This is a genomic window from Rheinheimera sp. 4Y26 (assembly GCF_025245835.1).
In the GTDB taxonomy this organism is placed as follows: Bacteria; Pseudomonadota; Gammaproteobacteria; order Enterobacterales; family Alteromonadaceae; genus Pararheinheimera.
Window position 1 is genome coordinate 176,838 of sequence record NZ_JAOBWS010000009.1, and the last position, 10,931, is coordinate 187,768.

Here is a 10,931-nt window from a genome sequence, read left to right on the forward strand (position 1 = left end):
GATGGCTTAACGAGCCGCGTTACGGGCTTCTTTTTCCAGCTTTTTCTTGATGCGATCGCGTTTTAACGGCGACAGATAATCAATAAAAAGTTTGCCGAGCAGGTGGTCCAGCTCATGTTGCAGGCAAATTGCCAATAAACCATCAGCCTTCAGTTCAAACCATTCACCTTCCAGGTTCTGCGCTTTGACTGTCACTTCGGCAGCACGCTCTACATTGGCGTAGCTCTGCGGCACCGACAAACAACCTTCTTCATAGGTGGTGTCGCCACTTTTGCTGGTGATTTCCGGGTTGATAAAAATTTGCGGCTGATCGCGGTTTTCTGAGATGTCGATCACCACAACCCGCTGATGTACATTGACTTGTGTTGCAGCTAAGCCTATACCATTTTCATCGTACATGGTTTCAAGCATATCAGCGACCAACTGCCGGATTTGCGGGGTTATTTCTGCTACAGGCTTGGCAACTGTACGTAAACGATCGTCTGGGTAATGTAAAACGGTTAAGACTGTCATGGCACCTACAAAAATATGCTTTGTTTAAGTATCTGTGATATGGTCTAATTTTAGCCATTAATCAGCTGTATTAACAGCTTAGTCTGCAATAATTACCACAAGTTCGGGCTCAAGGAAGCTGGCATGCTCAAAACAATAACAACCTCACTCGCCGCTTTGCTGCTTTGTTATACAAGTTTATCAACAGCGGAAGAATTGGTGCTCAAGGCTGATGCACCGAAAAATTACACTGTGAAGGAAGGGGACACACTCTGGGACATTTCCGGCATGTATTTGTCCAAGCCATGGTTGTGGCCACAATTGTGGAAACTCAACCCACAGGTTGACAACCCGAACCTGATTTACCCCGGTGATGTGCTTAGTTTATCTTTTGACGATGACGGCAATCCTGTGCTGGAAGTCAACGAAGACGCCAATGTCGTGAAAATTTCTCCGGATACCAGCGCGCCAGTGGCTGAAGCTGAAGTGACGGCGAGCGAAGAAAGCACAGAAATGAGCCGGCCTGAAGGCTACAAAAAACTGTCGCCGCAACAACGTAAAACGATGAAGTCGACCAAAGCAGTGACAACTCTGCCACTGAAGATGATCCGGCCTTTCCTGACTTACGAGCAGGCACTGAGTGAAAGCGACATTAACAAGCTGCCTTATGTGTTAGGTGCAAACGACCAGGTTAAAAACTCGATTAAAGAACATGTGCTTTATGTACGTGGTGAGCTTGAATTAGGCGCCAGTTATGGCATTTACCGCAAAGGTAAAGCTTATATCGACCCGCAAAGCGAAGACTTATTGGGTTACGAAACCATTCTGGTTGCTACTGCCAAAGTATTCCGTCCGGGCAGTAAAGAGAATAACGAACCAGCTTCGGTGCAGGTAATTGATGTTAAACAGGAAATTCGTCAGGGCGACAAACTGTTACCTGCGGCGGATGGCCAGTCGTTACCGGCGTTTTTTGTGATGAAAAAACCGGAAAAGTCGATTGAAGGTGTGATTATCGACACTACTTCAGACCTGCGAGAGTTTTCCAAATGGGACATTGTAGTGCTGAACAAAGGTTTGATTGACGATGTTGCTCCTGGCCATATGTTCTCAATCTACCGGAATTCACCAGCAGTAGTGGACACAAAACGTGGCCCTGTATATCTGACGGATGCCAGTAAATACGAAAAAATGACAGGTGGCATTGATGGTGAAGTGCTGCAAATGCCTAAGGAAAAAATCGGTAACCTGATGGTATTTAAAGTGTCAGACCGTGTCAGCTTTGCCATTGTGACCGGCACTCGTCAGCCAATCAGGGTTGGAGATTTAATCGGCGATATTTAACGGCGATTCAGCCAATGGGGGGATCATGGATGATCTGCGCCAATGGCTGGCTCTGGCATCGGTACCTGGCATGGATTTGCCAAGGTACCAACGTCTGATCCAGTCGATACCATTTTCGGAATTCTTCAGCGCCAGTCCGGCGCAATTACAAAGTTACGGTTTAACTGAACTGCAAAGCCAGATGCTGCTCACCCCACAGCACCAGCGTATCGATGCAGCTTTGCAATGGCTCGAACAAAACCCGGACCGCCATTTTATTTCCTGCCTTGACCCCCGTTATCCGCCCTTATTAAAACAAATTAAACAGCCACCACTGGCTTTGTTTGTGGAAGGTCAGCTCGATGTATTGAGTAAAGCCGCTGTTGCCATGGTGGGCAGCAGAGAACCTACACCAACGGGCCGGCAGATTGCCTTTGATTTTGCAGCTGAGCTGTGCCGGGCAGGTTTTAGTATCGTCAGTGGCCTGGCGCGGGGCATCGATGGTTGTGCTCATCAGGGCGCGTTGTCGGCCAATGGCACTACCATCGCTGTGCTGGGTAATGGCTTGTCACATATTTATCCGAAGCAGCATGCCAAACTCACAGCGCAGGTGCGGGAAAGTGGCGCCCTGGTGTCGGAATATTTGCCGGACGAAGCGCCCCGCACTATGTTTTTCCCACTCAGAAACCGTATTGTGGTTGGGCTGAGTCTGGGCACCCTGGTGGTGGAAGCGGCGGAAAAAAGCGGTTCACTGATCAGTGCCAATTACGCAGCCGAATACAGCAGGGAGGTGTTTGCCGTACCCGGTTCTATTTTTAATCCGCTGGCGGCAGGTTGCCATCAATTAATTTTGCAGGGTGCTAAATTAACCCGTTCCGTGGCCGATATTATCGAAGAGTTAGCGATTTTTCTGCCGGCAAAACCGTCTAAACAAATGCTACGTAAAAATAATTGTCAGCAAGGCTTGTTCGAACACAGCTTGTTGGCTAACGTAGGAGATGAGGCGACGGCAATAGATGTGATTGCATCACGTGCTGGTATGCCGATCGCTGACGTAACCATTATGCTGCTGGAGCTGGAATTGTCCGGTGAAGTGGCTGTAGTACCTGGTGGCTACATTCGAGTGAGGAGGGCCTGATTATGTTTGATATCCTCGTCTACCTGTTCGAAAACTATATCCATAATGAATCAGAAATTTATGTTAATCAGGCTGATCTGACCCGCGAGCTGGTCAAAGCTGGTTTCCATGATGATGATATTTTTAAAGCCCTGCGTTGGCTGGAAAATCTGTCCAAACTGCAGGAAAGCCATGTCAAACCTTACTTAACCAAAACCAATTCAACAGCAGTGCGTATTTTTACTGCTGATGAGCAACGTAAGCTGGATGCGGAGTGCCGCGGATTCCTGCTGTTCCTCGAACAAATTAACGTGCTGGACTTACCAACCCGCGAAATGGTGTTAGACCGGGTGATGGATTTAGATAGCAAAGAAGTGAATCTGGAAGATTTAAAATGGGTGGTGTTGATGGTGTTGTTTAACGCACCGGGTCATGAAACTGCTTATGCCCAGATGGAAGATTTAATTTTTGAAGAACCCACAGGGCCGCTGCATTAGCGGCCTTTTTTCTGCCTGGCCTGACGTTCGTTGCAGCATAGCGTTGTACAATCAGCCTTATTGATTTGCCGCTACAGCTGCCTTCGTTACTATGCGATAATCCATTTATTCTGTTAGTCGGTTATCACTGATGTCTGAAGCGCCATTATTTGCCATTCCCGAGCACAAACAAATTTGCCCTTTATGCCAGCACGAGCTGGTAATGAAGTCGGGCAAACATGGGCCATTTTTGGGGTGTAGCAATTATCCGGCATGCAGCTATATCCAGAATTTACACCCGCATGAAAGTACAGTGGTGAAACTGCTGGCAGACACACCATGCCCCAGCTGTGGTTCACCGCTGGCGGTAAAAAACGGCCGTTATGGCATGTTTATCGGCTGCAGTAACTTTCCGGCTTGTCATTTTATTGTGCACGAAGAAGCGCCTGCAGTGGCTGATGTCAGTTGCCCGCTCTGTCACAAAGGCAAGTTGGTTGAGCGCACCAGCAAATACGGTAAAACCTTTTATGGTTGTGATCAGTACCCCGCCTGTGATTTTGTGCTGAATTTTAAACCCGTGGCTGGCACCTGCCGCCATTGCGGTTTTCACTTGCTGGCGGAAAAACCAACGGCTGCCGGAATTAAACTGATTTGCGCCAGTAAAAAGTGCCAGTTGCCGCAGGCTGAATAATTTGGGGCTCACAGCTAGAAATAAAAAAGGCCCTGCATGGGCCTTTTGCTATTTTGTGTGTGGAAAGCGCAAAGTTAAACGCTTTTAGCCAGCTTGACAGCCATATCGGCGACTTCCGGAAAAGACTGCGCTGGCAGTAACTTGCTCAGCACCACAAAACGTTCAGCCAGTTCTGCCACTGTTTCGCCCGACAAATTAATATGGCCCATTTTGCGGCCCGCTCTTTTACCTTTGCCATACCAATGCAGATGGCAGGATGGCAACGCCAGTACCGCAGGGTCGACATAGTCTTCACCGAGAATATTCACCATCAAAGTAGGGCGTACCAAAGCGGTGCTGCCGAGCGGCAAACCACAAACGGCACGCAAGTGGTTTTCAAATTGGCAGGTGTCGCTGCCTTGTTGGGTCCAGTGCCCGGAATTGTGCACGCGGGGCGCAATTTCGTTCACCAACAGCTTGTCGCCCACCTGGAAAAACTCCAACGCCAGCACACCAACGTAATCCAGTTTGGCTGCTACAGCATCAAACATTTGTTTGGCTTGTTGTTGTAACTCTTGCCGGCCCGGTAAGGCTAACGAGACTGCCAAAACACCGTTGACATGGTGGTTTTCGGTCAGCGGATACACCACAGTGTCGCCTTTGGCGTTGCGGGCACCCACTAAACTCACTTCACGGTCAAAGCGTACAAACTGCTCGGCCACTATGGCTTGTGGCAGCGCGTGATTTGCGCCTTGCATAAATGATTCGATATCAGCCCAAATGGCAGCAGCATCTTCATGATGTTTTAACCGCCACTGGCCTTTGCCGTCGTAACCGGCCAGTGCACTTTTTAGCACCAGCGGCAAACCTAAAGCGGCAATAGCAGCATGAAACTCGGCTTCAGTGCTGACAATACGGTAACCGGCATTGGCCACACCAGCTGCATCCAGCAGCTGTTTTTCCTGGCGGCGGTCGCCACCTGCTTTAATAGCGGTGCTGTTGGGGAAAAACTTACCACTGGCCTCGCACACGTCCTGTACCGGATAAGGAATGTGTTCAAATTCAGAACTGACCACATCAGCATCAGCCACAGCTTCTGCCAGTGTCAGCGCAAATTTTTGTTGGGTAACAGGGTGCACCACAGTGTTGGTGTTAACATCATAAGCCAGCACCTGAATATTCAGCGGAGCACCGGCCAAAGCCATCATCCGGGCCAGCTGGCCTGCGCCCATCACCAGAACTTTTTTCATTATGCATCCTCAGCCGGGTTAGGCTGGCTCAGCACTGAGTCGGTTTGCTCCTGACGGAAAGCATCAATTTTTGTCATTAAAGCGGCATCTGAAGTCGCCAGAATTTGTGCAGCTAATAAACCAGCATTGGCAGCACCGGCATCACCAATAGCCAGAGTGCCTACTGCGACGCCTTTTGGCATCTGAACAATGGATAACAATGAATCCAGACCTTTCAGCGCTTTGGATTGCACTGGTACACCAAGTACGGGCAAACTGGTAAAAGCAGCTGCCATACCAGGTAAGTGCGCTGCGCCACCAGCGCCGGCAATAATTACTTTTAAACCGCGGCTGGCGGCGTTGCCGGCATATTCAGCCAGCAAATGTGGGGTTCTGTGGGCAGAAACAACAGTGGTTTCATAGCTGATACCAAATTTGTCTAACATGTCTGCTGCATTTTTCATGGTGGGCCAATCAGATTTTGAACCCATAATGATACCGACTTTCATTGCTGTTTCCTCAAAACCGCCAGCTGCTGGCATAATAGGCGGCTATTATAGCCATCTGGCCGGTGGCAGGAAAACATTTGTGCGCTTCACTGCGTAGCTTAACGATAGAAAAGACGATGAATCAGACTGAAATATTAAACGCTGTCAATGCCTTAGCTGAAGGCAAAACAATTGCTTATCCAACAGAAGCTGTATTTGGTGTGGGTTGTGATCCCGACAATCAGCAGGCCATTGCCTTGTTGTTGCAGATTAAACAACGGGAAAAAAGCAAGGGCCTGATTTTAATAGCGGCAGATTATGCCCAGTTGCAGCCTTATATCGACGAAAGCGCCATTAATGAAGAACAAAAACAACGGATGCTGGCGAGCTGGCCTGGTCCTGTCACCTGGGTGGTGCCCGCTCGTGCTGGTTTGACTGACTGGTTAACCGGGCAATTCAGCACTATTGCCATCCGGGTGTCAGATCACCCACTGGTACAGCAGTTGTGCCGCGCTTATGGCAAACCTATTACCTCTACCAGTGCTAATTTATCAGGTCAGCCGGCCTGTCGAAGTGCCGCTGATGTGCGCGCACAGTTAGGCAGTCAACTGGCGGTGATTATTGATGCGCCAACAGGTGGCCGGTTAAATCCAAGCGAAATACGGGATGTTCAGACCGGCCATATTTTTCGTGCCGGCTAAAAAGCAGGCAGCAGAACAGGAGTAGTGGATGCAAGCAGCAATACAGCAGGTTGATAAAGCTCAGGTCAAAGCTTTTTTATTGGCGCTGCAAGACCAGATTTGTGCCGCCTTAACGGCTGCAGACGGCAAAGCGCAATTTGTCGAAGACAGCTGGCAACGTGCTGAAGGTGGCGGTGGCCGCAGCCGGGTATTAACGCAGGGCGCTGTGTTTGAACAGGCCGGTGTGAATTTTTCTCATGTGTTTGGCGATAAAATGCCGGGCTCTGCCACAGCTCACAGGCCAGAACTGGCCGGCCGTGGTTTTGAAGCTATGGGTGTCTCATTGGTGATCCACCCGAATAATCCTCATGTGCCAACCAGTCATGCCAATGTGCGCTTTTTTATCGCTGAAAAAGAAGGGGAAGCGCCGGTCTGGTGGTTTGGTGGTGGTTTTGACCTGACGCCTTTTTATCCGGTGGAAGCCGATGTTGTGCACTGGCATCAGGTGGCGAAAAACTGCTGTGACCCTTTTGGCGCTGATGTATATGCAAGATACAAAAAGTGGTGTGACGAATATTTTTATTTAAAACACCGGCAGGAAACCCGCGGCGTCGGAGGTTTGTTTTTTGATGATCTCAACGAATGGGGTTTTGCCCGCAGTTTTGCTTTTATGCAAAGCGTCGGCGAAGGTTTCTGCCAGGCTTATATTCCGATAGTTGAAGCGCGCAAAAACACCCCTTATGGCGAGCACGAGCGGCAGTTCCAACTGTACCGCCGTGGCCGTTATGTTGAATTTAATCTGGTGTTTGACCGCGGCACTTTGTTTGGTTTGCAAAGTGGCGGCCGCACAGAGTCTATTTTAATGTCGATGCCACCTTTAGTGCGCTGGGAATATGGTTATCAGCCAGAGGCGGGTTCGCCGGAAGCACTGTTATATCAACGTTATTTAACACCACAAGATTGGCTTGGCCTGAACGGATAACCTTTTTGCGGGTCTGTTTGGTGTAGGCTGGTTGTATCTTAGGAAAATAAAGATGAAAAATATCCATGTATTGTTGTTGTGTGGTGGTGGCAGTGCCGAACATGATGTGTCGCTGCGCAGTGCCAATTTTCTCGAACAACAATTAGCGGCTTTGCCTGGCGTTGCTGTGACCCGGGTGGAGATGTTAAAGGACCGCTGGCTGACAGCGGATGGGGCCGAATGTAGTTTAGGCTTAAACCGCCAGTTGCTGGTTGGCGACAATAGCTTTGCAGTTGATTATGTGGTGCCTTGTATCCATGGTTATCCGGGTGAAACCGGTGATCTGCAGTCGATGCTGGAACTGGCCGGTTTGCCTTATTTAGGTTGTGGTCCTGAAGCCAGTACTTTGTGTTTTAACAAAATCAGCACCAAATTATGGTTGTCGGCTGTTGGTATTCCAAATACGCCTTATTTGTTTTTAACCGAAGCTTCTGCGGATAGCCTGATACAAGCCAAACAGGCGCTGGCCAATTGGGGCAAAGTGTTTGTGAAGGCGGCCAGTCAGGGGTCTTCAGTAGGTTGTTATGCGGCAAGTACCGAAGCAGAGCTTGTGCAGGCCATTCACGACGCTTTTGGTTATTCCGAGCAGGTGCTGATAGAAAAAGCGCTAAAACCACGCGAGCTGGAAGTGGCGGTGTATCAATATGGCGATGAACTGATTGCCACCCGTCCTGGTGAAATTTGTGTGCCGCAGGACAGGTTTTACTCTTATGAAGAGAAATACAGCAACGCGAGCCATACAACCACCAGCCTGGAACCGGCCGGTTTAACCGAAAATCAGATTGCAACTATGCAGCAGCTGGCATTAAAAGCATTCCGGCAGCTGAAGTTACGTCATTTATCGCGGGTCGATTTTTTCCTGACCGAAGATGGCGAAATTCTGCTGAACGAAATTAATACTTTCCCAGGCATGACGTCCATTTCAATGTTCCCAAAAATGCTGGAGCATCATGGCCATAAGTTTGGTGAGTTTTTACAGCAAATTTTGCAGCGTGCTTTACCACAATACACAATCTGAGTGTGTTGATAAGCTAAAAAACAAGGGGCCGGTTGGCCCCTTGTTATTCACTGCTGTTATCAATACTTAGTGATCGCGATTAATCATATGGCTGGCCAGCTGGCCCAGCGCTTCACTGAGTCCCATCCGCAACATTTTATCCTGCACCACTTCTTCCAGTGCTTTATTCATACAAAACATCCACTGCTCGCGTAATTGTGGACTGACCGGAAAGGGCATATGGCGGGCGCGTAATCGTGGATGGCCATATTTTTCTTCAAATAAACCCGGCCCACCTAACCAGCCAGATAAAAACTCAAAAAATTTCTGCCGGATCACATCCAGTGGTAATGGGTGAATAGCGTACAATTCAGCTGCTTCCGGCGCTGTGGCCATAATGTCGTAAAAACGATTGGCCAGCTTACGGGTGGCTTCTTCACCACCAATCAATTGATAAGGCGTGACTTGTGGTGTTGGGTGGCTGTTGTTATCGTCGGTTTTAAACATCTTTTTCAGCAACTTTATCATGGTGGTAGTGTGGACCGTTACGCTGTATTTGGAAATCCGATTGGGCACTCAAAATCGCCCCTGATCCATCGCTGTTTTGCCGAACAAACGGCGCAGCAGATGAGTTACGACGCCATTCTAGCACCGGTCGACGGCTTTGCCGACAGCTGGCAGGCATTTGTTGCCTCGGGCGGGCGCGGCGCTAATGTCACTGTGCCTTTTAAAGAAGTTGCTTTTGCGCTGGCTTCGCGCCTCAGTGACAGGGCAAAACAGGCCGGTGCTGTGAATACACTATATATAGATAACAAGGGCCAACTTTGTGGTGACAATACCGATGGTCTTGGTTTAGTTGCTGATTTGCAGCGGCTTGGCGTTAAACTCGAACAAACACAGTTATTGTTGTTAGGGGCGGGTGGGGCAAGTCGTGGCGTGGTTGGGCCTTTGCTGGCGGCCGGGGTTGGGCAAATTCACATCGCCAATCGCACAGCAGACAAAGCACAGGTTATCGCAGGTCTTTTTGATTGCCGTGTCACAGCCTCCGGTTTTACCGATATACCGCATCAGCCCTGGTCATTGGTTATTAATGCAACTTCATCCGGTTTAACCCAGCAGCGGCCAGACATCAGCGCCAGTCACCTGAAATATTGTGAGCTTGCCTACGACATGTTGTATGGCAAAGAACCAACGGCATTTTTAAGCTGGTGTCAGCAGCAAGGCGTAGAGCGGTGTGCTGATGGTATAGGTATGTTAGTGGCGCAGGCCGCTGAGAGTTTTGCCATCTGGCGTGGTGTCAAACCCGAGCTTGAGCCTGTGCTGGAAAAACTGACTGCGCTGGTGAAAACATGAATCAGCAGCTTATCTTTAACGATGACTATCACTTTGACGCCATGCATCAGGCTGTGTCTTGTACTGTATTGCAGGGCGGGCTTCGGTTGCAGGTGCTGATCCTGATGCCGGATGGCTGGCAGCAGGATGCCTGGTTGCTTCAGGTCAAAGAAGACTGTTTTTTCTGGGAAGAACAAATAGAAGATGCAGTAAAAGCAGGCGCTATTAGCGATGATAGCATTATCCGCTTGCAAGGCGATGCCTGAGTTCTGTTTTTACCTGATTATTGGTTGTGATGCTGCGCCTCTATATAAGTAGCTTTACATAGAGGCTGCAATTTTCATGCGTCTTGATCAGCTTTCGGCCAGATAATCGTTTTTTAGCACCACATAGTTGGCGGCTGAGATAGTTAAAAACGCTTTTTCTGCGTCGTTCAGTGCTCTGGCTTGTTTTACCGGACTGCCCACATATAAATAGCCGGATTCCAGTTTTTTCCCAGGCGGCACTAAACTGCCGGCGCCAATAATCACATCATCTTCTACTATAGCGTCGTCCATCACTATAGCGCCCATGCCCACCAGAATGCGGTTGCCCAGAGTGCAGCCATGCAACATACATTTATGACCCACTGTTACGTCTTCACCAATGATTAATGGTGAGCCTGCCGGATTTTTTCCGCTGGGTCTGGATACATGCAATACGGTCCCGTCCTGAACATTGCTGCGTGCACCTATGCGGATCTTGTTTACATCACCTCTTGCTGCCACTAATGGCCAGATACTGACGTCAGTTCCTAAGGTGATATCTCCGACTACAACGGCACTCTCATCTATATAGACCCCTTGCGCCAGGCTGGGGCTGATACCTTTATAACTACGTATTGGCATATAAATCTCCTGTACTGTGTGGAAAGTATGCGACAATTGTTGGAAAAAAGCACCTTTCGACTGAAAAAGAAGCTGTCGCACCCAAAAACATAAGTTTTCTTAAATTTGAGCTTGCCACTACTCTGAAAGTCTCTATAATGCGCGTCATGCCGACGGGGTGGTGCGAAAGCAGCAAGCCGGGTGAGTTTGAAATAAGTTGAAAATGTCGATAAAAAGACGCTT

General features: G+C 49.0%; 15 protein-coding genes. 9 read left to right on the forward strand and 6 right to left on the reverse strand.

The genetic code is table 11. The annotated features are described in order from the left end of the window. Positions 1 to 6: 6 nt before the first annotated feature. Positions 7 to 513, reverse strand: a complete 507-nt coding sequence (gene def, locus N3Z11_RS12895) for a peptide deformylase (RefSeq protein ID WP_260657598.1) — start codon at positions 511 to 513, stop codon at positions 7 to 9. A 123-nt stretch (positions 514 to 636) separates the two neighbouring features. Between def and N3Z11_RS12900 the strand changes: the two genes are divergently transcribed. The 4 genes from N3Z11_RS12900 (at position 637) to N3Z11_RS12915 (ending at position 4,096) form a co-directional block, all read left to right on the forward strand. Continuing rightward, the gene (locus N3Z11_RS12900; protein ID WP_260657599.1) at positions 637 to 1,833 is read left to right on the forward strand and encodes a LysM peptidoglycan-binding domain-containing protein; all 1,197 of its coding nucleotides are present in this window, start codon (positions 637 to 639) and stop codon (positions 1,831 to 1,833) included. 25 nt (positions 1,834 to 1,858) lie between these two features. Further along, positions 1,859 to 2,950 carry a DNA-processing protein DprA gene (gene dprA, locus N3Z11_RS12905; protein ID WP_260657600.1) on the forward strand — a complete coding sequence of 364 codons (1,092 nt, stop codon included), beginning with the start codon at positions 1,859 to 1,861 and terminating at the stop codon, positions 2,948 to 2,950. A gap of 2 nt (positions 2,951 to 2,952) precedes the next feature. Beyond that, complete coding sequence (locus tag N3Z11_RS12910) at positions 2,953 to 3,426, forward strand: DUF494 family protein (protein ID WP_260657601.1); 474 nt, start codon at positions 2,953 to 2,955, stop codon at positions 3,424 to 3,426. 130 nt (positions 3,427 to 3,556) lie between these two features. Continuing rightward, positions 3,557 to 4,096 (forward strand): type I DNA topoisomerase, encoded by a 540-nt coding sequence (locus N3Z11_RS12915; RefSeq protein WP_260657602.1) that lies wholly within the window; start codon positions 3,557 to 3,559, stop codon positions 4,094 to 4,096. Between the two features lie 74 nt (positions 4,097 to 4,170). Here N3Z11_RS12915 and N3Z11_RS12920 read toward each other — a convergent pair whose 3' ends face one another. Further along, on the reverse strand, positions 4,171 to 5,325 hold the full coding sequence (locus N3Z11_RS12920; protein WP_260657603.1) for a 5-(carboxyamino)imidazole ribonucleotide synthase: 1,155 nt from the start codon (positions 5,323 to 5,325) through the stop codon (positions 4,171 to 4,173). Further along, entirely contained in the window at positions 5,325 to 5,813 is a 489-nt protein-coding gene (purE, locus tag N3Z11_RS12925; RefSeq protein WP_260657604.1) for a 5-(carboxyamino)imidazole ribonucleotide mutase, read from the reverse strand. Before purE ends, N3Z11_RS12920 begins: the two co-directional genes overlap by 1 nt. A 116-nt stretch (positions 5,814 to 5,929) precedes the next feature. Between purE and N3Z11_RS12930 the strand changes: the two genes are divergently transcribed. From N3Z11_RS12930 to N3Z11_RS12940, 3 genes are read left to right on the forward strand one after another with little or no spacing between them, the layout of a single operon-like run. Further along, positions 5,930 to 6,493: an L-threonylcarbamoyladenylate synthase gene (locus N3Z11_RS12930; protein ID WP_260657605.1), complete on the forward strand. Its 564-nt coding sequence runs from the start codon at positions 5,930 to 5,932 to the stop codon at positions 6,491 to 6,493. A 28-nt stretch (positions 6,494 to 6,521) separates the two neighbouring features. Beyond that, a complete protein-coding gene (gene hemF / locus N3Z11_RS12935) occupies positions 6,522 to 7,454 on the forward strand; it encodes an oxygen-dependent coproporphyrinogen oxidase (protein ID WP_260657606.1) in 933 nt (310 codons plus the stop codon). Between the two features lie 52 nt (positions 7,455 to 7,506). Continuing rightward, positions 7,507 to 8,511, forward strand: coding sequence for a D-alanine--D-alanine ligase (locus N3Z11_RS12940; RefSeq protein ID WP_260657607.1), 1,005 nt, complete (start codon positions 7,507 to 7,509; stop codon positions 8,509 to 8,511). A 66-nt stretch (positions 8,512 to 8,577) separates the two neighbouring features. Here the strand turns inward: N3Z11_RS12940 and N3Z11_RS12945 are convergent, their stop codons facing one another. After that, complete coding sequence (locus N3Z11_RS12945; protein ID WP_260657608.1) at positions 8,578 to 8,997, reverse strand: group II truncated hemoglobin; 420 nt, start codon at positions 8,995 to 8,997, stop codon at positions 8,578 to 8,580. Between the two features lie 30 nt (positions 8,998 to 9,027). On the opposite strand from N3Z11_RS12945, the gene aroE reads away from it, so the two are divergent. Together aroE and N3Z11_RS12955 are read left to right on the forward strand one after the other, a co-directional pair. After that, complete coding sequence (aroE, locus tag N3Z11_RS12950; protein ID WP_260657609.1) at positions 9,028 to 9,843, forward strand: shikimate dehydrogenase; 816 nt, start codon at positions 9,028 to 9,030, stop codon at positions 9,841 to 9,843. Next, positions 9,840 to 10,088 (forward strand): DUF1488 domain-containing protein, encoded by a 249-nt coding sequence (locus tag N3Z11_RS12955; protein ID WP_260657610.1) that lies wholly within the window; start codon positions 9,840 to 9,842, stop codon positions 10,086 to 10,088. The genes aroE and N3Z11_RS12955 overlap by 4 nt, the downstream gene beginning before the upstream one ends. Positions 10,089 to 10,175: 87 nt before the next feature. On the opposite strand, the gene N3Z11_RS12960 is transcribed toward N3Z11_RS12955, so the two are convergent. Continuing rightward, on the reverse strand, positions 10,176 to 10,709 hold the full coding sequence (locus tag N3Z11_RS12960; RefSeq protein WP_260657611.1) for a gamma carbonic anhydrase family protein: 534 nt from the start codon (positions 10,707 to 10,709) through the stop codon (positions 10,176 to 10,178). Then, on the reverse strand, positions 10,696 to 10,931 hold a 236-nt coding region (locus tag N3Z11_RS12965; protein ID WP_260657612.1), incomplete at its 5' end, for a hypothetical protein. The genes N3Z11_RS12960 and N3Z11_RS12965, both read right to left, overlap by 14 nt.

Bases quoted from the DNA above. Each gene is read 5' to 3' on its own strand.
- N3Z11_RS12910 (WP_260657601.1), top strand. From the start codon at position 2,953: ATGTTTGATATCCTCGTCTACCTGTTCGAAAACTATATCCATAATGAA.
- dprA (WP_260657600.1), top strand. From the start codon at position 1,859: ATGGATGATCTGCGCCAATGGCTGGCTCTGGCATCGGTACCTGGCATG.
- N3Z11_RS12915 (WP_260657602.1), top strand. From the start codon at position 3,557: ATGTCTGAAGCGCCATTATTTGCCATTCCCGAGCACAAACAAATTTGC.
- N3Z11_RS12945 (WP_260657608.1), bottom strand. From the start codon at position 8,997: ATGTTTAAAACCGACGATAACAACAGCCACCCAACACCACAAGTCACG.
- def (WP_260657598.1), bottom strand. From the start codon at position 513: ATGACAGTCTTAACCGTTTTACATTACCCAGACGATCGTTTACGTACA.
- N3Z11_RS12960 (WP_260657611.1), bottom strand. From the start codon at position 10,709: ATGCCAATACGTAGTTATAAAGGTATCAGCCCCAGCCTGGCGCAAGGG.
- purE (WP_260657604.1), bottom strand. From the start codon at position 5,813: ATGAAAGTCGGTATCATTATGGGTTCAAAATCTGATTGGCCCACCATG.
- N3Z11_RS12940 (WP_260657607.1), top strand. From the start codon at position 7,507: ATGAAAAATATCCATGTATTGTTGTTGTGTGGTGGTGGCAGTGCCGAA.
- N3Z11_RS12955 (WP_260657610.1), top strand. From the start codon at position 9,840: ATGAATCAGCAGCTTATCTTTAACGATGACTATCACTTTGACGCCATG.
- N3Z11_RS12930 (WP_260657605.1), top strand. From the start codon at position 5,930: ATGAATCAGACTGAAATATTAAACGCTGTCAATGCCTTAGCTGAAGGC.
- hemF (WP_260657606.1), top strand. From the start codon at position 6,522: ATGCAAGCAGCAATACAGCAGGTTGATAAAGCTCAGGTCAAAGCTTTT.
- N3Z11_RS12920 (WP_260657603.1), bottom strand. From the start codon at position 5,325: ATGAAAAAAGTTCTGGTGATGGGCGCAGGCCAGCTGGCCCGGATGATG.
- N3Z11_RS12900 (WP_260657599.1), top strand. From the start codon at position 637: ATGCTCAAAACAATAACAACCTCACTCGCCGCTTTGCTGCTTTGTTAT.